This window comes from Paraburkholderia yinzeri, from assembly GCF_046581065.1.
Lineage (GTDB): Bacteria > Pseudomonadota > Gammaproteobacteria > Burkholderiales > Burkholderiaceae > Paraburkholderia.
In genome coordinates, this window is sequence record NZ_JBFOCJ010000001.1 from 559,532 (window position 1) to 580,233 (window position 20,702).

At 67.6% G+C, this 20,702-nt stretch carries 19 protein-coding genes; 15 read left to right on the forward strand and 4 right to left on the reverse strand.

What is annotated here, in order from left to right; translation table 11 throughout:
- The first annotated feature begins 138 nt into the window (after positions 1 to 138).
- The 14 genes from WJ542_RS02690 (at position 139) to WJ542_RS02755 (ending at position 15,174) form a co-directional block, all read left to right on the forward strand.
- On the forward strand, positions 139 to 642 hold the full coding sequence (locus WJ542_RS02690; protein WP_411190461.1) for a hypothetical protein: 504 nt from the start codon (positions 139 to 141) through the stop codon (positions 640 to 642).
- 67 nt (positions 643 to 709) lie between these two features.
- Positions 710 to 1,507, forward strand: a complete 798-nt coding sequence (locus WJ542_RS02695; protein ID WP_411187621.1) for an endonuclease/exonuclease/phosphatase family protein — start codon at positions 710 to 712, stop codon at positions 1,505 to 1,507.
- A gap of 111 nt (positions 1,508 to 1,618) precedes the next feature.
- A complete protein-coding gene (locus WJ542_RS02700; protein WP_411187623.1) occupies positions 1,619 to 2,263 on the forward strand; it encodes a LysE family translocator in 645 nt (214 codons plus the stop codon).
- A gap of 392 nt (positions 2,264 to 2,655) precedes the next feature.
- Positions 2,656 to 3,426: a ferredoxin--NADP reductase gene (locus WJ542_RS02705; protein WP_411187625.1), complete on the forward strand. Its 771-nt coding sequence runs from the start codon at positions 2,656 to 2,658 to the stop codon at positions 3,424 to 3,426.
- A gap of 428 nt (positions 3,427 to 3,854) precedes the next feature.
- The gene (locus WJ542_RS02710) at positions 3,855 to 4,769 is read left to right on the forward strand and encodes a sensor histidine kinase (protein ID WP_411187627.1); all 915 of its coding nucleotides are present in this window, start codon (positions 3,855 to 3,857) and stop codon (positions 4,767 to 4,769) included.
- The gene (rqpR, locus tag WJ542_RS02715; protein ID WP_411187629.1) at positions 4,766 to 5,422 is read left to right on the forward strand and encodes a response regulator transcription factor RqpR; all 657 of its coding nucleotides are present in this window, start codon (positions 4,766 to 4,768) and stop codon (positions 5,420 to 5,422) included. Before WJ542_RS02710 ends, rqpR begins: the two co-directional genes overlap by 4 nt.
- A gap of 369 nt (positions 5,423 to 5,791) precedes the next feature.
- Positions 5,792 to 7,201: a branched-chain amino acid transporter BcaP gene (gene bcaP / locus WJ542_RS02720; protein WP_411187631.1), complete on the forward strand. Its 1,410-nt coding sequence runs from the start codon at positions 5,792 to 5,794 to the stop codon at positions 7,199 to 7,201.
- Between the two features lie 459 nt (positions 7,202 to 7,660).
- A complete protein-coding gene (locus WJ542_RS02725; RefSeq protein ID WP_411187633.1) occupies positions 7,661 to 8,155 on the forward strand; it encodes a (2Fe-2S)-binding protein in 495 nt (164 codons plus the stop codon).
- 12 nt (positions 8,156 to 8,167) lie between these two features.
- The gene (locus WJ542_RS02730; protein ID WP_411187635.1) at positions 8,168 to 10,567 is read left to right on the forward strand and encodes a xanthine dehydrogenase family protein molybdopterin-binding subunit; all 2,400 of its coding nucleotides are present in this window, start codon (positions 8,168 to 8,170) and stop codon (positions 10,565 to 10,567) included.
- Between the two features lie 13 nt (positions 10,568 to 10,580).
- On the forward strand, positions 10,581 to 11,393 hold the full coding sequence (locus WJ542_RS02735; protein WP_411187637.1) for an FAD binding domain-containing protein: 813 nt from the start codon (positions 10,581 to 10,583) through the stop codon (positions 11,391 to 11,393).
- Positions 11,394 to 11,470: 77 nt separating this feature from the next.
- Positions 11,471 to 12,358 (forward strand): AAA family ATPase, encoded by an 888-nt coding sequence (locus WJ542_RS02740; protein ID WP_411187639.1) that lies wholly within the window; start codon positions 11,471 to 11,473, stop codon positions 12,356 to 12,358.
- Positions 12,359 to 12,362: 4 nt separating this feature from the next.
- Positions 12,363 to 13,589: a vWA domain-containing protein gene (locus WJ542_RS02745; protein ID WP_411187641.1), complete on the forward strand. Its 1,227-nt coding sequence runs from the start codon at positions 12,363 to 12,365 to the stop codon at positions 13,587 to 13,589.
- A complete protein-coding gene (locus WJ542_RS02750) occupies positions 13,580 to 14,179 on the forward strand; it encodes an SRPBCC family protein (RefSeq protein ID WP_411187643.1) in 600 nt (199 codons plus the stop codon). The genes WJ542_RS02745 and WJ542_RS02750 overlap by 10 nt, the downstream gene beginning before the upstream one ends.
- Positions 14,152 to 15,174: an XdhC family protein gene (locus WJ542_RS02755; protein ID WP_411187645.1), complete on the forward strand. Its 1,023-nt coding sequence runs from the start codon at positions 14,152 to 14,154 to the stop codon at positions 15,172 to 15,174. Before WJ542_RS02750 ends, WJ542_RS02755 begins: the two co-directional genes overlap by 28 nt.
- A gap of 100 nt (positions 15,175 to 15,274) precedes the next feature.
- Here the strand turns inward: WJ542_RS02755 and WJ542_RS02760 are convergent, their stop codons facing one another.
- Together WJ542_RS02760 and WJ542_RS02765 are read right to left on the reverse strand one after the other, a co-directional pair.
- Positions 15,275 to 15,403 (reverse strand): MFS transporter small subunit, encoded by a 129-nt coding sequence (locus tag WJ542_RS02760; RefSeq protein WP_411187647.1) that lies wholly within the window; start codon positions 15,401 to 15,403, stop codon positions 15,275 to 15,277.
- A 13-nt stretch (positions 15,404 to 15,416) separates the two neighbouring features.
- Positions 15,417 to 16,811 carry an L-lactate MFS transporter gene (locus tag WJ542_RS02765; RefSeq protein ID WP_411187649.1) on the reverse strand — a complete coding sequence of 465 codons (1,395 nt, stop codon included), beginning with the start codon at positions 16,809 to 16,811 and terminating at the stop codon, positions 15,417 to 15,419.
- A gap of 393 nt (positions 16,812 to 17,204) precedes the next feature.
- Here WJ542_RS02765 and WJ542_RS02770 point away from each other — a divergent pair, with 393 nt between their 5' ends.
- Positions 17,205 to 19,133 (forward strand): DUF3857 domain-containing transglutaminase family protein, encoded by a 1,929-nt coding sequence (locus WJ542_RS02770; RefSeq protein WP_411187651.1) that lies wholly within the window; start codon positions 17,205 to 17,207, stop codon positions 19,131 to 19,133.
- 36 nt (positions 19,134 to 19,169) lie between these two features.
- On the opposite strand, the gene WJ542_RS02775 is transcribed toward WJ542_RS02770, so the two are convergent.
- A complete protein-coding gene (locus WJ542_RS02775; RefSeq protein ID WP_411187653.1) occupies positions 19,170 to 20,222 on the reverse strand; it encodes a serine/threonine protein kinase in 1,053 nt (350 codons plus the stop codon).
- A 106-nt stretch (positions 20,223 to 20,328) separates the two neighbouring features.
- The gene (locus tag WJ542_RS02780; RefSeq protein WP_411190462.1) at positions 20,329 to 20,541 is read right to left on the reverse strand and encodes a hypothetical protein; all 213 of its coding nucleotides are present in this window, start codon (positions 20,539 to 20,541) and stop codon (positions 20,329 to 20,331) included.
- Positions 20,542 to 20,702 lie beyond the last annotated feature (161 nt).

Here is a 20,702-nt window from a genome sequence, read left to right on the forward strand (position 1 = left end):
TGTAAGCCCCGTCCCCACCCCGATAAACTGCAAGGGCTCGTTTTTTGCGAACCCGGTATAGGATCGGTGGTCAGACTGATCCAGTCTGTCCGTCGCGCTTCCGATGCGGCGGACGTGTAGGGAGTCATCGATATGACGTTGTGGAACCGCTGCCTCGCCGCCGCATTGCTGGCCGCCGCCTTCGGCACGGCCGCCGTGGGCGCACGGGCGCAGGACACCGGGCAACAGGCCGTCAAGTGGACGCTGCAGGTGATGCGCGACGGTCAGCAGATCGACGAATTCGACGGTACGACCACCGTAGGTCAGGCACACACCGATACGCACCATCACGCCGTCACGCACGACATCGGCTGCAAGGACCAGCCGGCCGGCAGCATCGACCTCGAGCGCACCGTGACCGTCTCGCCGCTGCGGGCGAATGCGAGCGACGCGATCCTGTCGATCGATGCGGAGGAAACCCTCGAATCCGACGACCGGCCCCAAACGGCCGAAGGCTGCAAGCTGCCGCCGCAGCCGCGCCAGGTCAACGCCAGCCATCCGGGGCTCGACGTTCCGGCGGGCCAAACGGTGACCTGGCAGATCGTGGACAAGGATCCATCGCTCGCCTACCGGATCAGCGCGAGCCTCGCGCCGCAGCCGTGAGCGGCGCGGCACCCAATAACTCGAAGAAGCACGACGAACCACCGCGAATAACCGCGAACGACCGCTGATGCGAAACCCCGAAGAACCGCTCATCGACACCGCCCACCGCAAGGACTTCGTCGCCGTGAGCTGGAACCTGCACAAGGGCCGCTCGCCGCTGGGCTTCCAGGCCTGGCAGGCCATGCGCCGCTGGGTGCAATCCACCCATGCCGACGCCTATTTCCTGCAGGAAGCCATGGCGCGACGCCTGCCGCAACCGGTGCTGACATCCACATTCGGCGCGCCGCTCGGCGATCCGCTCGAAGACGTCTGGCACTGCCAGGCCACCGAGATCGCGGACTCGCTCGAACTGCAGATCGCGCTCGGCACCAATGTGTTCAAGCCCTCGTGGCGTCACGGCAACGCCATCCTCTCGCCGCACCCGCTCGACCTGGGCGGGCGCTGGGACATCTCGGCGCACCGGTTCGAGCGCCGCGGCCTGCTGGTGGCGCGCGCGAGCGTGGCCGGAACCTCGGTCACGCTGCTGTGCGCGCACCTCGCGCTCACGCGCAGCGCACGGCTGCGCCAGATGAACTGGATCGCGCACTGGATCGCCAGGGAAGCGCCGCACGGCCCCCTCGTGCTCGCAGGTGACTTCAACGACTGGCGCAACGACTCCGTACCGCTCTTCGCGGAGCACGGCATGCAGGAGGTGGCGACGTTGCTGGGCGAGCCCGCGCGCACGTTCCCGGCGTTCTCGCCTGCGCTCGCGCTCGACAAGATGTTCGTGCGCGGCCTGCAGCCGGTCGAACTGATCCCGCCCGCGCAGGAAACCGCCTGGCTCTCCGATCACCTGCCCTACATGGCGCGGCTGCGGCTCGAATAGGCCGTCGGCGTCTCGCGCGAGAATCTCGAAGCGGCGCGCAGCAACGCGTTAAGATGGCGGGCCGCGCGCCGCGCATGGTGTTGCGCTCCTTCGAGTCGCTCAGGTCTCCTCATGCATTACGTCACCCTACTGCTCCAGATCGCCGCCGTTTATTCGCTCGCGCTCGTGAGTCCCGGCCCGAACTTTTTCATGGTCACCCAGCTTTCGCTCGCGGGACGGCGCGCGCTGGGCGTGACCTCGGCGTTCGGTGTGGGCGTCGGTTCCACCGCGTGGGCGGCGCTCGCCATGCTCGGTTTCGCCACCGTGCTCCAGCGCATCGACTGGGTCTACACCGGCGTGCGCGTCGCCGGTGCGCTCTACCTCGTCTGGTTCGGCATCAAGCTCGTGCGCTCGGGCGCGCGCCGCGACCTGGTGGCCGTGGCGCCGACGGCCGTCGAACCGCTGCCGCCCGCCGGACGCCACGAGTATTTCCGCACCTGGCGCGCCGGGCTTTTCACGTGCCTCACCAATCCGAAGAGCTGTGTCTTCTGGACCAGCATGTTCGCGGCGATGCTGCCCGCGCATCCGCCGCTGGGGTTCTACGGCGCCGTGCTGGCGACGGTGGCGGCCATGTCGTTCGGCTGGCACTGCGGCATCGCCTTCCTGTTCGCCGACGACCGCACCCAGCGCGGCTATCGCCGCGTGCGCCGCCCGATCGACGCGTTCTGCGGCGTGGCGCTGGTCGGCCTCGGCCTGAAGCTGGCCGCCGACCGCTAAGCGGGCTGGCGAAACCTGTAACGGCCCCGCCACCAGGGTCTATGCTGCGGTCCGCCAAGGCTTCCGGTATCATCTCGCAAATATTCGCGCGCGCGCCCGATTGAACCATCCGTCGACCGGACGAGCGCTGCAAGCGGCACACCGCCCGCTCTCGCGGGTTTGAGGCCTGATACCACCGGCCCATGCGCCGCCGTCATGGCCAATGCCAGCCTTGCCCGTTACGTCTGCCGTGCGGGCGCCAGCGTCCCGCCGCGCGCGGCTTTGCCGCTACAGCGCGAGGCGCGAGCCACTCCTCCCATTGGCGCCCCCCGCCCTCGCGGCGCGGTCGCGGTAAAATGGCGGACTGCGCCTCGTTTTGGTCTGGCGGCCTTTGTTTCGCACCATCAGGAACCATGAGCAAAAACACCGAAGAAACCGTTTTGAGCGTCCATCACTGGACCGACACGCTTTTCAGCTTCACCTGCACGCGCGACCCGGCCCTGCGTTTCGACAACGGCCAGTTCACGATGGTGGGCCTCGAAGTGGACGGCAAGCCGCTGATGCGCGCCTACTCGCTCGCCAGCGCCAACTACGAAGAGCACCTCGAATTCCTGAGCATCAAGGTGCCCGACGGCCCGCTCACGTCGCGCCTGCAGCACCTGAAAGTCGGCGACAAGGTTCTGATCGGCAAGAAACCCGTCGGCACGCTCGTGGCCGACAACCTGCTGCCCGGCAAGGTGCTGTGGCTGCTCTCGACCGGCACGGGTCTGGCGCCGTTCATGTCGATCATCAAGGATCCGGACATCTACGACCGCTACGACAAGATCGTCCTCACGCACACCTGCCGGTTCATCGACGAGCTCGCGTATAAGGAGTTCATCTCCGAAGAACTGCGCGAGCACGAGTACCTGGGCGAGATCGTCCGCGAAAAGCTGGTCTACTTCCCGACCGTCACGCGCGAAACCTTCGAGAACCGCGGCCGCATCACCGAGCTGATCGAAACGGGCAAGCTGTTCGAAGACCTCGACCTGCCGGCGTTCACGCCCGAGCGCGACCGCATCATGCTGTGCGGCAGCACGCACATGCTGCGCGACACCGTCGAGCTGCTCGAAAAGGCCGGCCTCACGGAAGGCAGCAACAACAAGCCGGGCCACTACGTCGTGGAAAAGGCCTTCGTCGGCTGATCCGCCGGCCCGTCCGGGCTTGACTCGAATGCCACGAAAGCCGGAGCCTCGCGCTCCGGCTTTTTTTCGCCCGTGCTGGCTGCCATGCGCTGCCGCCATGCGACGCGCCGACGGTTACATATTTCACAAAAATCAGGTAGCTTTTCTGTCAGCATTTTTCTGACAAATGCGGCCCGTGCGGGATCCCTGCGCCACCTCAAGCAGGCTCTAGATTTTTTGCGCCAAGCCTTGTCCAGCCTGAATTTTTTCTTTTTTTAAGATATTATCGCGGCGCAGCATTGGCCGTTTGCACGTCCCGATCAGGGACACAGCCAGGTTGTTACTGGATGTAAATTTCGTTACGCTGCGCCGTGCCGTTATCCGTCGCACCGGGACCCAGACTCCCGGGCATCCATGGCGCGGCAAACCGGTTCCAGAACGGGGGATGAATGGACACGTCGAATTTCGCGGCAGTGATCGCGCGTGCGCCTGATGCGTTGGCGTCAGGCGGCGATCCGTCGCCCGGCGGTCTGTCGCGCCCGTACGCGGCTCCCATGCCGCACCGGCCACGCCCCGCCGATGCAGCGCTTGCCGGCCTGAGCGAGATCGTCGGCCGGCAGGAGCAACTCGCGGCAGCCCGCACGATCCGCATCGAAGCCGACGAGGCCGCCCGCGAGCGTCTCGCCCGCGAGCTGCACGACAGCGTCGGCGCCGAGCTCGCCGCCACCCATTTCGCGCTCGCGAACGTCCACACCTGGCTGCCCGCCAATGCGCCGCCGCAGTGCGCCGAAGCGCTCGCGCTCGTCGCGCGTTCGCTCGAAACCGCCGGCGAGGCGCTGCGCCACGCGCTCGACGGGCTCGCCGCCCCGCAACTCGATGCCGGCCTCGTGCCGACGCTCGCCGAGTGGACGCGCGGCTTCGGCAAGCGCACGAACCTCGCCACGAGCTTCGTCTGCGCGGCCGACGTGCGGCTCGCGCGCCTGCCGGCCGAAGCGGCGCTCGCCGTGTTCCGCGTGGCCCAGGAGGCGCTCGCCAACGTCGCGCGGCATGCCCGCGCGACCCACGCCGACGTGCGCATCGACTGCAGCATGCGCGACCTGACACTCACCGTGAGCGACGACGGCATCGGCCTGCCGCGCAGCTCGACCGGCGTGCGGCGCGCCGGCAGCCGCCGCAGCCAGTACGGCCTGGCCGGCATGCGCGAGCGCTGCGCCGCCTTCGGCGGAACGCTGCGCACGAGCGCCCGCCATACCGGCGACGGCCAGCCCGGGACCGTCGTGCGCGCACGATTCGCCTGGGGCGCGCTCCTTGCGGCCCCAGCCTCCGATTTCGCTCCACCCCTCGTGAAAGGCGCTCTCTCATGAGCCATCGCATCCTGCTGGTCGACGACCACGCCGTCGTGCGCCAGGGCGTACGCCAGTTGCTGGTCGACCGGGGCATCGCAAGCGAAGTGATCGAGGCGCAGACCGGCGCCGAAGCCCTCGCCGCCATCGCGAAACACGCCTGCGATGTGGTGCTGCTCGACATCTCGCTGCCGGACATGAACGGCGTCGAGGTGCTCAAGCGCGCGAAACGCAAGGCGCCGCGCGTGCCGGTGCTGATGTTCTCGATGTACCGCGAGGACCAGTACGCCGTGCGCGCGCTGAAGGCCGGCGCCTCGGGCTACCTCTCGAAGACGGTGGACGCGGCGCAGATGATCGCCGCGATCCAGCAGGTAGCGAGCGGCCGCAAGTACGTGAGCCCGGCGATGGCTGAGGCGCTGGCCGATTACGTGCTCGTGGACGGCGAGCAGATGCCGCACGAAAAGCTCTCCGACCGCGAGTACCAGACGCTGTGCATGCTCGCCTCGGGCAAGCGGCTCACCGACATCGCGCGCACCCTCTCGCTTTCGGTGAAGACGGTGAGCGTGTACCGCACGCGCCTGCTCGAAAAGATGAACCTCACCAACAACGCCGAACTCACGTTCTACGTGATGAGCAACCGGCTCGTCGATCTCGCGCCGGCGGTAGGCGCGTAAGCCTCTCGCAAGGCGGACGGGCACCCTGCGGCGCTGGGGTGGCGTCTGGGTGGCGCCGGGTTGCACCTCGCGGGCACGGCAATGGCACTTAAGCGGCCTTCTCGCCATAAGCCCTTGATCTGGAAATGAGTTTTTCCGATTCCGCACGCTCGGGCAAGGATTGCGCGCGCTCGTCTTCGTTTGCGGCAGATTCGCCCGCGGCCCACGGGTTCTTCAGCCCAATTTCGCTGCTTTTTACCCCGCTTTTACCCCTTTCCTGCCCCAATCCGCCCGGTCTCGCTGTCCATATCCGCTAAAATTTCCGGTTTCACGATTTTCGGCGCGCCGGCCCCCACAGAGGCTGCGCCCAAACCAGGAGTTCCCCGCCAAATGTCCCTCTTTCGCAAGAAGAACGTCGAGCACATGCTGCAGGCGAGCGCCCAGGGCGCCGGCCTGAAGAAAGCACTCGGCGCACTGGACCTCACCTTCCTCGGCATCGGCGCGATCATCGGCACCGGCATTTTCGTCCTGACCGGCACGGGTGCCGTGCAGGCCGGCCCCGCCCTGATGGTGGCGTTCCTCATCGCCGCCGTGGCCTGCTGCTTCGCCGCCCTCGCCTATGCCGAGTTCGCCTCGACCATTCCCGTCGCCGGCTCGATCTACACGTATTCGTACGCGACGCTCGGCGAACTGGCCGCCTGGGTGATCGGCTGGGACCTCATGCTCGAGTACGGCCTCGCCACCTCGGCCGTCTCGGTGGGCTGGTCGGGCTATCTGCAATCGCTGCTCGCGGGCTTCGGGCTCAACCTGCCCGCCGCGCTTACCGCCGCGCCCGGCGCGGTGCCGGGCGTGCATACGCTCTTCAACCTGCCCGCGTTCCTCGTGATGATGGTGATCACGGCGCTCCTCTCCATCGGCGTGCGCGAATCCACCCGCATCAACAACATCATGGTCGCCATCAAGGTGACGGTCGTGCTGCTCGTGATCGCCGTCGGGGCGTTCCACGTCACGCCCGCCAACTGGCATCCGTTCATGCCCAACGGCTGGAACGGCGTGTTCGGCGCCGCCGCCGTGATGTTCTTCGCCTTCATCGGCTTCGATTCGGTCTCGTCCGCCGCCGAGGAAGTGAAGAATCCCAAGCGCGATCTGCCCGTCGGCATCATCGCCTCGCTCGCCGTGTGCGCCGTGCTCTACGTGGCCGTCGCCGCCGTCGTGACGGGCATCGTGCCGTCCGCGCAGTTCGCCAACATCGGGCACCCGGTCTCGTACGCGCTGCAGGTGGCCGGCGAAAAGTGGGTGGCCGGCTTCATCGACCTCGGCGCCGTGCTCGGCATGCTCACCGTGATCCTCGTGATGAGCTACGGCCAGACCCGCATCATCTTCGCGATGTCGCGCGACGGCCTCCTGCCCGCGGCGCTCTCGCGCGTGCATCCGCGCTACGCGACGCCCTTCCTCACCACCTGGCTCGTCGGCATCTTCTTCGGGCTGATCGGCGCGCTCGTGCCGCTCAACGTGCTTGCCGAGCTCATCAACATCGGCACGCTCGCGGCGTTCTCGATGGTCTCGATCGCCGTGCTGATCCTGCGCAAGACGCATCCGGACCTGCCGCGCGCGTTCCGCTGCCCGGGCGTGCCCGTGGTGCCCATCCTGGCCGTGGCCTCGTGCCTGTTCCTGATGATCAACCTGCAGCCGCTCACGTGGATCGCCTTCGTGGTCTGGCTCGTGATCGGCATGGTGATCTACTTCGGCTATTCGCGCCGTCATTCGCGGCTCGCGCACGAGACGCACGACTCACGCTGAGGCAGGCGGGGCAGCGCACGCTTCCCCGCTTCGCCGTTCGTCGCTCGCCGCTCGCCGTTCGCCGTTCGCCGTTCGCTGCCCGCCGCATTTCGCGGCGGCGCATCAAACGCACGAACAGGCTCGAACGGCCTGTCCCGTCCGGGACAGGCCGTTTTTCGTGCTCGCCCGGCGGTAAAAGCCCGCGCAGCGCAAACCGGCAATTTGTGCTTTACTGTCCGGGCGTCATCCCTTGGCATCACTGAAGAGCAACGCACCAGCCGGACCCTCGCCCCCACTCCTTCCGGGCCGCCCACTCCATACGGGTAGCCGCGCGCAGCACGCGCAACGGACGGCAGACAAGCAGACGGCATTTCGGGGCAACATGGTGTACGCGGGCCCAGGCCGGTCTCTATCCCATCGCTTTGCATGGGGCCGCACGAGGCGCTGAAGCGCCAGGTGCGGCCGACAAGGAGACAATCAATGGCGATCAGTATCCGCCTCACGGTCAACGGCGCACCCGTGACCGCCGAAATCGAACCCCACACGCTTCTGGTCCAGTTCCTGCGCGAGCAGCTACGTCTCACCGGCACGCACGTCGGCTGCGACACGGCGCAGTGCGGCGCCTGCACCGTCCATCTGAACGGCCGCGCGATCAAGTCGTGCAACCAGCTCGCCGTGCAATGCGACGGCATGGACGTCACCACCATCGAAGGCCTGGCGAAGAACGGCGAGCTGCATCCGATGCAGGCCGCGTTCCGCGAGTGCCATGGCCTGCAGTGCGGCTTCTGCACGCCGGGCATGGTGATGAGCGCAACGGCGCTCGCCATCGAGAACCCGGACCTCACCGAAGCCGACGTGCGCGCGGGCCTCGACGGCAATCTGTGCCGCTGTACGGGCTATCACAACATCGTGAAGGCGGTGCTCGCGGGCGCGGAAGGCATGCGCGCCGGCACGTCCGCCGCCGCTACGGTGTAAGGGGAGGCCGTCATGAACGCACCCGAACCGAACCGCCTGATCGGCGCCCCCGTCAAGCGCAAGGAAGACCAGCGCTTCCTCACCGGCGCCGGCCAGTACACCGACGACGTCGTCCTGCCCGCGCAAAGTTATGCCGTGTTCGTGCGCTCGCCGCATGCGCACGCACGCATCAAGCGCATCGACACGAGTGCCGCCAAGGCCGCGCCCGGCGTGGTGGCCGTCTTCACCGGCGCGGACCTCGCCGCCGAGAACGTGGGCGGCCTGCCGTGCGGCTGGCTGATCCACAGCATCGACGGCACGCCCATGCACGAGCCGCCGCATCCCGTGATCGCGCACGAGAAGGCGCGCCACGTGGGCGACCAGGTGGCGCTCGTGATCGCCGAATCGGTGAAGGCGGCAAAGGATGCCGCCGAGCTGGTCGAAGTCGACTACGAGGAGCTGCCCGCCGTCGTCGACACGGCCCACGCCGCCGACGCCGGCCAGGCCCTCGTGCACGACGGCGTGCCGAACAACACCTGCTACACGTGGGGCCACGGCGACAAGGCCGCCACCGACGCGGCGTTCGCCAGGGCGGCGCACGTCACGACGCTCGACATCGTGAATAACCGCCTCGTGCCGAACGCCATCGAGCCGCGCGCCGTGAACGCGAACTACTCGCTGCACGACGACAGCTACACCGTTTATGTGGCCAACCAGAACCCGCATGTCGAGCGGCTGCTCATGGCCGCGTTCGTGCTCGGGCTACCGGAAACTAAGCTGCGCATCGTGGCGCCGGACGTGGGCGGCGGCTTCGGCTCGAAGATCTTCCTCTACGCCGAGGACGTCGCGCTCACGTGGGCCGCGAAGAAGATCCGCCGTCCGGTGAAGTGGACGGCCGAGCGCAGCGAGTCGTTCGTCTCCGACGCCCACGGCCGCGACCACGTGACGAAGGCCGAGCTCGCGATGGACAAGGACGGCAAGTTCCTCGCCATGCGCGTGCACACGACCGCGAACATGGGCGCGTATCTCTCCACGTTCGCCTCCAGCGTGCCGACCATCCTCTACGCGACGCTGCTCGCGGGCCAATACACCACGCCCGCGATCTACGCCGAGGTGAAGGCCGTGTTCACGAACACCGTGCCCGTGGATGCGTATCGCGGCGCGGGCCGCCCCGAGGCGACCTACGTGGTCGAACGCCTTGTGGAAACGGCCGCGCGCGAAATGAAGCTCGATCCGGCCGAGATCCGCCGCCGCAACTTCATCACGTCGTTCCCGTACGCGACGCCCGTCGGCCTCACCTACGACACCGGCGACTACGAGGCCTGCCTCGGTCGCGCGCTCGAACTCGCCGACGTCAAGGGCTTTGCCGCCCGGCGCGACGCCTCGAAGCAGAACGGCAAGCTGCGCGGCCTTGGCTACTCGTGCTACATCGAGGCGTGCGGCCTTGCCCCGTCGAACGTCGCGGGCGCGCTAGGCGCGCGCGCCGGCCTCTTCGAAGCGGGCGAAGTGCGCGTGAATCCGACCGGCTCCGTTACCGTGTTCACAGGCTCGCACAGCCATGGCCAGGGCCACGAGACGACCTTCGCGCAGGTCGTGTCCGACCGGTTAGGCGTACCGATCGAGCAGATCGAGATCGTGCACGGCGACACGGCCCGCATTCCGTTCGGCATGGGCACGTATGGCTCGCGCTCGATCGCGGTGGGCGGCTCGGCCCTCATGAAAGCGCTCGACAAAATCGAGTCGAAGGCAAAGAAGATCGCCGCGCACATGCTCGAAGCCGGCGTGGAGGACATCGAGTTCGCGAACGGCGTCTTCCGCGTGGCGGGCACCGACCGCACGAAGGCCTTCGCGGAAATCGCGCTCTCGGCCTACGTGCCGCACAACTACCCGCTGGAAACGCTCGAACCGGGCCTCGACGAAAGCGCGTTCTACGACCCGACCAACTTCACCTATCCCTCGGGCGCGTACATCTGCGAGGTGGAAGTCGATCCCGAAACGGGCGTGACGAGCATCGAGCACTTCACCGCCGTGGACGACTTCGGCAACGTCATCAATCCGATGATCGTCGAAGGCCAGGTGCATGGCGGCCTGGGCCAGGGGATCGGCCAGGCGATGCTGGAGCAGTGCATCTACGACAACGAGACCGGCCAGTTGCTCTCGGGCTCGTATATGGACTACGCGATGCCCCATGCGTCCGACGTGCCCTCGTTCACCGTCGAAACCGCGAAGGGCACGCCGTGCACGCATAACCCGCTCGGCGTGAAAGGCTGCGGCGAGGCGGGCGCGATCGGCTCGCCGCCCGCCGTCATCAATGCGATCCTCGACGCGCTCGGTCCCCTCGGCGTGAAAGACCTGCAGATGCCGGCCACGCCGCATCGCGTGTGGTCGGCGATCCAGGCCGCCGGGGGTTCCGGCGCGGCTTCACAACCTTGAGCGGAGGCGCACCATGTATTCATTCGACTACCAGCGCGCGGACGACGCGCAAGGCGCCGTGAAGACGATCGCCGCCGACTCGGACGCCAAATACCTGGCCGGCGGCCAGAGCCTGCTCGCGGCGATGAAGCTGCGGCTCGCGCAGCCCTCCACGCTCGTGGACGTCACACGCATTCCCGACCTGAAGGCGCTCTTCGTGGACGGCAAGGTCGTGAAGGTGGGCGCAGCGGTGTGCCATGCGGACGTCGCCGAAAGCGCGCAGGTCCAGAACGCGCTGCCCGCGCTCGCGCAGCTCGCGGGCGGCATCGGCGATCGCCAGGTGCGTGCGCTCGGCACGATAGGCGGCTCGCTCGCGAACAACGACCCCGCAGCCGACTATCCGGCCGCCGTGCTCGCGCTGAACGCGACTGTCGTCACCGACCGCCGCCGCATCGCCGCCGACGACTTCTTCCTCGGCATGTACGAGACGGCGCTGGAACCCGACGAGCTGATCGTGGCCGTGGAGTTTCCCGTTCCCGAGCGGGCGGCCTACGAGAAGTTCAAGAACCCGGCCTCGCATTTCGCGCTGACCGGCGTGTTCGTCGCGCAGTTCGCCAATGGCGCGGCAGGCGGACCCGTGCGCGTGGCCGTCACGGGCGCGGCGCCTTCGGTGTTCCGTGCGGACGCGCTCGAACAGGCGCTCGCGGCGAACTTCACGCCCGCCGCCGCGCGCGCCGTGACCGTGGCCGCCGACGACCTGAACACGGACCTCCACGCCAGCGCCGCCTATCGCGCGCACCTGATTCCGGTGCTCGCGGGGCGCGCGGTGACCGAGGCCATCGGCTAGGTCCGCCATCGGGGCACGCTCGCGCGCGCAGCCTGCTGCCCGCGGGAGCGTGCCCGCTTACGCTTTTCAGGCACGCCATGCAACCGGCCTCGATCGACGACACCCAGGCGCAACTCCAGACGCGCGGCTATTTCGCGAGCCGCGAGCTGGCGACCGCCCTCTTTCTCGCGCTGCGCATGCAGCGTCCGCTGTTCCTCGAGGGCGAGCCCGGCGTGGGCAAAACGGAGCTCGCCAAGTCCGCCGCCGCGATGCTCGGCACGACGCTGCTGCGGCTGCAGTGCTACGAAGGGCTCGACACCGCGAGCGCGCTCTACGAATGGGACTATCCGCGCCAGATCATGGCGCTGCGTCTTGCGGAAGCGGCCGGCGAAAAGCCGCGCAACGACACGCTCTACCGCGACGAATTCCTGCTCAAGCGGCCGCTGCTGCAGGCGTTGCAGCCCGACCCGCAGAACCCTGCGGCGCGGCGCGTGCTGCTGATCGACGAAATCGACCGCGCGGACGAACCGTTCGAAGCCTTCCTGCTGGAGCTTCTTTCGGACTTCCAGGTATCGATCCCCGAGTACGGTACGGTGCGCGCCCACGAACCGCCGCTCGTTGTCATCACCTCGAACCGCACGCGAGAAGTGCACGACGCGCTCAAGCGCCGCTGCCTCTATCAATGGCTCGGCTATCCGGACCGCGAGCGCGAGCTGGCGATCGTGGCGGCGCGCGCGCCCGAAACCTCCGAAGCGCTGCAGCGCCGCGCGGTGGCCTTCGTGCACCGGCTGCGCACGATGGATCTCTTCAAGGCCCCGGGCATTGCGGAAACCATCGACTGGTGCCGCGCGCTGGAGGCACTCGCGGTGACCGAACTCGATCCCCAGTCGGTGCAGGACACGCTGGGCGTCCTGCTCAAGTATCAGGACGACCTCGCACAACTGGACCCGCAGCGCATCGCCGAGGCGCTCGCGGTGGCGGAATAGATCGATGGACACCACGCCTCCCATGCTCGCGCGCAACGTCGTGCACTTCGTGCGCGTGCTGCGCGGCGCGGGCTTGCCGATGTCGCCCGCCCAGGCTGCCGACGCGCTCGAAGCGCTGAGCCTGATCGATCTCGCGCGCCGCGACGACGTGCGGGCCGCGCTGGCCGCCTTGCTCACGGCGGCGCCCGACGAGCGCGAGATCTTCGACGCCGCCTTCGAGCTGTTCTGGCGCGACCCCGACTGGGAGAGCAAGCTGCGCGCCCTGCTGCTGCCGAAGGTGCAGGGCGGCCTGCCGCCGCCGCGCCGCAACAACCGTCTCGCGGAGGCGCTCGCGGCCCGCGCCGCCGCGCCGCGCGGCGCGCCCCCCGCGCGCGACGAGCACAAAGAACACGAATTGCGCGCCCACGCGAGCTTCAGCGCCGAGGAACGCCTGCGCCATCGGGACTTCGAAACGCTCACCGCCGACGAATGGAGCACGCTGCGCCACCTGATCCGCGCGCGCCGCCTGCCGCTCGCGACCGAGCGCACGCGGCGGCTCAAGGCCGCCTCGCACGGCACGCACGCCGATCTGCGCGCGAGCGCGCGCCACGCCGTGCGCGCGGGCGGCGACTGGACCGTGTGGAAATACCGCGCCCCCGTCGAGCGCAAGCCGCCGCTCGTGCTGATGCTCGATATCAGCGGATCGATGAGTGCATATTCGCGCGCGGTGCTTTACTTCTGTCACGCGTTACTGCATTCTCGCGAGCGCCTTCAGGTCTTCCTGTTCGGCACGCGCCTCACGCACGCCACGCGCGCCCTGCGCGAACGCGACCCCGACATCGCGCTCGCGCAGCTCGCCACGCAGGTGGCGGACTGGTCGGGCGGCACGCGCATTGGCGCGACGCTCGGCGAGTTCAATCGCCGCTGGGCGCGCCGTATGCTCGGCGGAAGAGCCACCGTGCTGATCGTCACCGACGGACTCGATCACGAAGCAAGCGAGACGCTCGCCGCCGAAATGGCGCGCCTGCATCGCTTCGCGCATCGCGTGGTGTGGCTCAATCCGCTCCTGCGCTACTGCGACTTCGCGCCGAAGGCGCGCGGCGTGCAGGCGATGCTGCCGCACGTGGACGCCCACTACCCGGTCCACAACCTCGATTGCCTCGAAGCGTTCGGGCGCAGTCTGAGCGAAGCGCCGTTCGCCGCGCGCATGCCGCAGCGAACGTCACCAGAAGGAGGAACACGATGGAGCTGACCGAAAGCCACTCGCTGCCGGTACCGCAGCAGCGAGCGTGGGAAGCGCTCAACGACACGGCGATACTCAAGGCCTGCATTCCGGGCTGCGAGAGCATCGAGCCCGAAGGCGAATCCGCCTACGCCGTCGCGCTGACCGCCGTCGTGGGCCCGGTGAAGGCGCGCTTCAAAGGGCGCATGGAACTGACCGATATCGACGCGCCGAGAAGCTACACGATCCAGTTCGAAGGCCAGGGCGGCGCAGCGGGCTTCGGCAAGGGCAGCGCGCAGGTGAAACTCGAGCCGGAAGGCGAGAACGCCACGACGCTCACCTACACCGCGAACGCGCAAGTGGGCGGCAAGCTCGCGCAGATCGGTTCGCGGCTCGTGGACGGCGCCGCGCGCAAGATTGCGGCAGAATTTTTCAAACGCTTCGGCGAGCAGTTGGGCGGCGGTCCGGCCGCCGCCGAGGAAAGTGAAGAACCCGAAGCGGTTCAAGCAAGAAACGAAGCAGGAAGCGAAGTGGACAGTGAAAACGCCGCCGAAGACGCATCGGACGACGACGGAAAAAAGAGGAAACGATCATGGACAGCGTGGATCTCGAGGTCCTGAAGTCCAGCGTACGCTGGCTGGAAGAAGGGCACCGCGCCCTGCTGGTGACGGTGGTGAAGACGTGGGGCTCGTCGCCGCGTCCCGAGGGCGCGATGCTCGTGGTGCGCGACGACGGGCTCGTGGTGGGCTCGGTCTCGGGCGGCTGCATCGAGGACGACCTGATCGACCGCGTACGCCGCGAAGGCATCGGCATCGACAAACCCGAAGCCGTGAAATACGGCATCACGGCCGAAGAAGCACATCGTTTCGGACTGCCATGCGGCGGCACGATCCAGCTCGTGCTGGAGCCGCTTGGCGAGGCAAGCGGCATCGGCGCGCTGCTCGCAGCCGTGGAGCGCGGCGAACTCGTAGCGCGCACGCTCGCCATGGCGAGCGGCGAGGCCTCGCTCGGCCCCGCCAGCGCGACGGACGGCGTCTATTTCGACGACGCGCAACTGCTTACCATCCACGGGCCTCGCTACCGCATGCTCGTCATCGGCGCGGGGCAGCTCTCGCGCTACCTGTGCCAGATTGCCGTCGGGCTCGACTATCAGGTGACGGTGTGCGATCCGCGCGAGGAGTACACCGACACCTGGGATGTGCCGGGCACGGCGCTCGTGCGCACCATGCCCGACGACACGGTTCTGGAGATGAAGCTGGACGAACGCTGCGCCGTGATCGCGCTCACGCACGATCCGAAGCTCGACGACCTCGCGCTGATGGAAGCGCTCAAGACACCCGCGTTCTACGTCGGCGCGCTAGGTTCGCGGCGCAACAATGCGGCACGGCGCGAGCGGCTCAAGGAGTTCGATCTGAGCGAGGCGGAGCTTGCGCGGCTGCACGGGCCGGTCGGCATTTACATCGGCAGCCGCACGCCGCCCGAAATCGCCGTGTCGATTCTCGCCGAGGTGACTGCGGCAAAGAACGGTGTCTCGCTGCCCACCATCCTCCAGGTTGAAGGCGCGAAAGCCGCGCGCGAGATCGCGGCCGGCGCCGGGTCGGCCTGTCACGTTTGAGCGTGTTTGAGCGCGCTTGAACGGTTCCAGCGGGCCCCGACTCTCGTCGGCGGCCCGCGTCGCCGCCTGACTGACGCGGCGGCGAATTGCCGTCTCCGGCCTAGCCGAACAGCTTCATCGCCTGGGTGAGCGTACTGGTCACGCCCCATGCGAGCGGCACCAGCACATAAAACCAGAAGATAGCCATCAGCAGCTTGTTCGAGGATTTCGTGGCAACGGTCGTGCTCATTGTTCGAGACTCCTTAGTTTCCGGCCGCGAGTTGCGACTCGCTCATGTGATGCTTCTCGTGCACGCGCGTGACGAGCAGATTGCAGACGAAACCGACCACCAGCAGCACCGCCATGATGTGTACGGTCATCGTGTAGGCGTCGGCCTTCGCGACGCCATGCGCCACCTGGTAGGCGCGCACGTAGTTGACGAGGACCGGCCCCGCGACGCCGGCCGCGGCCCATGCGGTCAGCAGGCGCCCATGGATGCCGCCGACGAACGCCGTGCCGAACATGTCCGCGAGATAGGCAGGCACGGTCGAAAAGCCGCCGCCGTACATCGAAAGGATCACGCAGTACGCAAGCACGAACAGCACGATGTTGCCGCTCTGCGCGAACTGCGGCACCGCGTAATAGAGCACCGCGCCCAGCACGAAGAATATGTAATAGGTGGTCTTGCGCCCCACCCAGTCCGAAGCCGAGGCCCACACGAAGCGCCCGCCCATGTTGAAGAGCGAGAGCAGGCCCACGAAGCCCGCCGCTGCGGCCGCGCTCACGGTTCCCTTGAAGCTCTCCTGGATCATCACCGAAGCCTGCCCCAGGATGCCGATGCCGGCCGTCACGTTGAGAAACAGCACGAGCCAGATCAGGTAGAACTGCGGCGTCTTGAGCGCGCGGTCGATATGGACGTGCGCACGCGAAACGAGCCTGGCCGTGGTCGCGGGCGGCGTCCAGCCTTCGGGCTTCCAGCCGGGCGGCGGCACGCGGATCGCGAGCGAGCCGATCGACATCGAGATGAAGTACGCCACGCCGAGCACGACGAAGGTCTGCGCAACGCCCATGCTCGTGTCGCTTGCGAAATGCTTCATCAGCATGACGGAGAGCGGCGCCGCGATCATCGCGCCGCCGCCGAAACCCATGATCGCGAGGCCCGTGGCCATGCCGCGGCGATCCGGAAACCAGCGGATCAGCGTCGAAACGGGCGAGACGTAGCCGAGCCCGAGCCCGATGCCGCCGATCACGCCATAGCCCAGATACAGCATCCAGATTTCGTGCAGCCACACGCCGAGCGCCGAAACGAGAAAGCCGCCGCCGAAGCAGCAGGCCGCCGTGAACATCGTGCGGCGCGGGCCGACGCGTTCGAGCCACTTGCCGCCGAACGCCGCCGACAGCCCGAGGCACACGATGGCGAGCGAGAAGATCCAGCCGAGCGTGGTGAGCGACCAGTCGTCGGGCGCCGACTGCGTGATGCCGATCACTTTCGTGAGCGGCGCATTGAATACCGAGAAGGCGTACGCCTCGCCGATGCACAGATGCACGGCAAGCGCGGCGGGCGGCACCATCCAGCGCGAAAAGCCCGGCGGCGCGATCGTGGCCTCCTTCGAAAAGAAAGGTGGGGCACCGCGCGTCGAATCCGCAACGCTGCTCATGTTGGTCTCCTGTTCTGGGGCATCTGGGTACATGCGTGTGGGTACATCAAGCTGCGCACCCCACCAGGCTGGATGTACGGTGCGCTTAAATGTCGCAGAGCGACTGCCCGGAACCTTAGTCCCCACCGCCGGCGTTGGCAATATGAGACATCTATGCATATGGGATGCCCCCAGGTCCCCGAGTCCCCGCTCGGGCCCGGCAACCAGGCCGCGAGCGCCTGTCCGCACCATTACATGATCGAAAGGAGTCCCCATTGGATGCGCCCGGAACACGACCTCCGGCATTGTGCGGGGCTCCCGCTTGACAAGCGCATCGCGTGACTTTTAAGTGGGAACGTTGCGTTCGACAGCCGTGCCCCCCACACACCCGTTGCCAACCGCACGAGCACTTCCATGCGCCTCGCTCACCTGATCGCGCTATGCCTCGCCCTTGCCGGCGCGACCGCGCACGCGACCCATGCGGCCAATGCGGCGCTGCCCGACGACGCCTCGCAGGCGCCCTATACCAACGAGTCGGAGACGCAGACCTACACCGTCAACAAGGACGGTTCGTTCATCAAGCTCGACAAGCTCACGCTGCGCGTGAACACGGAAGCGGGCGTCGAGCGCGCCGGCCAGTACTACATCTGGTTCAACCGCGAGATGGCCGACGTCGAGGTGCTGGACGCCTGGACCGAGGATGCCCAAGGGGGCCGCCACGACGTGCAGCCCGGCCAGATCCGCGATGTCCAGGAAGTGCGTTCGTTCGACGCGCCGATGTTCCAGGACGTGGAGGACAAGGTCATCGTGTTCCCGGCCGTCGAGCCCGGCGCCCGCGTGCACCTCACCTATCGCAAGACGCAGCGCACGCCGGTCGTGGCAGGCTGGTTCAGCGACTTCACGCCGCCCGACCTCGCGCCCACACACGACTTCCGCGTGATCTACGACATGCCCGCCTCGGAGCCGCTCTACGCCGACGCACGCGGCTTCACGGCGCTGCCGCCGCGAACCTCGGGCGACCGCACGCGCTACGAATTCCGCTACGACAAGGCGAATTTCGGGCGCCTCGAATATGGTTCGGTTTCCTACGTTAGCTATGGCGACCGGCTCATGGTCTCGACCTTTCCCGACTATGCGGCGTTTGCGGCGGTATATCGCGAGTCGGCGGCGGACCCGAGCGCGCGCGATCCGTCGCTCGTCGCATTTGCGAAGCACCTCACCGAACACGATGCGACACCGCGGGCGAAGGCGCAGACGCTCTACGACTGGGTGCGCCGCAATATCCGCTACGTGGCGATCAATATCGGACGCGGCGAGATCGTGCCGCACCGCGCCACGGACATCCTCGCCAACCGCTACGGCGACTGCAAGGACCATGTGGCGCTCTACGGCGCGCTGCTGGCGGCGGTGGACGTGAAGAGCGAGCCCGCATTGGTCAATAGCGGCACGGTCTACACGCTGCCCGACGTACCGGGCTTCGGCGTGATCAATCACGTCATCACGTGGCTGCCCGACCTGCAGTTGTTCGCCGATTCCACCGCGAACAACATCGAGTTCGGCTTCTTGCCCTCCACCGACATGGACCGCGTGGCGGTGCTCGCGGGCGACGGCACGCGCGTACGCACGCCCGCCACGGCTTCGACGACGCGCGAGAGCGACCTCGACATCACCGTCGCGCCCGACGGCTCCGCGCACTTCGTGTTCCGCCTGCAGGCGAACGGCTGGGCCGCCGAGCAGACGCGCAGCGTGCTGCGCCTGCAAACCCCCGCCCAGCGCGAAGAATCGCTGCAGTGGGAGTTGCACAACGCGAACCTGCGCGGCACAGCAACGATCGCGACAAGCCCGCTCGAAGCGACGAGCGGTCCTCTCGTGCTCATGCTCACGGGCCAGTTGGACGGCTTCGTCGACCCGGAGATGACCACGCCCGTCCCGGCGCTCACGAGCTTCGTGGGCGGACTCGATGCGAACCTGCGCTACTGGCTGGACGAGCCGCGCCGCACGCAGCCGTTCGTATGCCGCAACTTCGTGGCCACCGAGCGCGCGCGCATCGCGCTGCCAGCGAGCATGCGCGTGCTGGACGTGCCCACGCCGCAGCACGCCGGGGATGCCTATGTCGAATTCAGTTCGGAGTACACACTCGATCCGGCAACGAACGTGCTGCGCGTCACGCGCACGGGGCGCACGCATTTTGCGAGCGACGTCTGCACGCCCGACGAATTTGCGCAAATGCGCCCGGCGTTCGAAACGATGTCGCGCGACCTGCGCGCGCAGTGGATCATCAAGCCGGTAACGAACGCCGCCGCCGCGAGCGGGCAGCCGGTGCACGCGGCGAGCGCGCAATGAGAGGACCTGTGACGCGACAAGCGGCCGGCAGGAACCTCACACCGGCCAGAGCGGCCCTTCCTGCATCGCGCCGATCTGTTCGCGCAACTCGAGAATGCGCTCTTCCCAGTAGCGTTGTGTGTTGAACCACGGGAAGGCGGCGGGGAACGCCGGGTCGTGCCAGCGCCGCGCAAGCCATGCCGAGTAATGAAGGAGCCGCAGCGTGCGCAGCGCCTCGACCAGGTGCAGTTCGCGAGGCTCGAATTCCGCGAAGTCCTCATAGCCCGCGAGCAGGTCCGCGAGCGCGCGCGACGCACCCGCGCGATCGCCCGGCAGCAGCAGCCACAAATCCTGGATAGCGGGACCCATCCGGCTGTCGTCGAAATCGACGAAGTGCGGCCCGGCATCGGTCCACAGCACATTGCTCGGGTGGCAATCGCCGTGCAGACGCAGCGAGCGCACGTCGCCCGCGCGCTCGAACGCGGCCTCGACGCCCTCCAGCGCGAGATTCGCGGCCGCCTCCCAGGCGCCGCGCACGTCGGCGGGCACGAAGCCGTGCCCGATCAGATAGTCGCGCGGTTCGTAACCGAAGGCCTGGATGTCGAGCGTGGGCCGCGCACGGTACGGCGTGAGCGCGCCCACCGCATGAATGCGGCCGATGAAGCGGCCGAGCCATTCGAGCGTCTCGCTGCGGTCCAGATCGGGCGCGCGGCCGCCACGCCGCTCGAACAGGGCGAAACGAAAGCCCTCGAAGCCGTGCAGCGTGCGGTCCTCGAACGTGAGCGCGGGCACGGCCGGAATCTCGCGCGCAGCGAGTTCGGCAACGAAGGCATGCTCTTCGAGGATCGCCTCGTCCGACCAGCGCTCGGGACGATAGAACTTCGCGACGAGCGGCGACTCGTCCTCCACGCCCACCTGGTAGACGCGGTTCTCGTAGCTGTTGAGCGCGAGCATGCGGCCGTCCGTGCGGCGGCCGGCGGGCATCAGCACGCTATCGACGGCGTCGAGTACGCACTCGGGCGTGAGGCGCGCGTAGGGTGCGGACGGGGAAGCCGACGACGCGGGCGTGTCGTCGGGGAAAGGAGGCTGGGAAGAGGGATCGTGAGTCATACCCGCAATTGTGCCTTCTGCGGGCCGACTGGGCGAGTGACGCGATCGGCGATCGGACTGCTACCGGGCGCGTCGCGCGCCCGGCGCCTGCTTCAGCTTGCCAGTTTCAATGCACGAGTGATCCGGCCGGCAGAACGTGCTCGCCCGTGTCGATCAGGTCTTCCAGAAAAAAGGGTTCGGTGTTGAGCTGCTTCGATGCGCCGGGCTCGCCGATGTACCAGGTGACCATGGCCATATTGCCGAGAATACGCATCACGATGCCACGAGCGCCATGCGGGACGGCGATGTGGACAGTGCGGACGATAGAACCGATTTGCATGATGTTTCCCCGTTCTCCATGCCGGCTTTCCTGCGTGAAACGCCGGTCAATTTGCTGAACCAGGTCTGCGGGCACCAACGGTTGTGCTCACATCCATACCAACACCGGCGGCTTGCCATTTCGCGCGCGCCACGCGCAGCAAGCCGGACCGGTTAACGCAT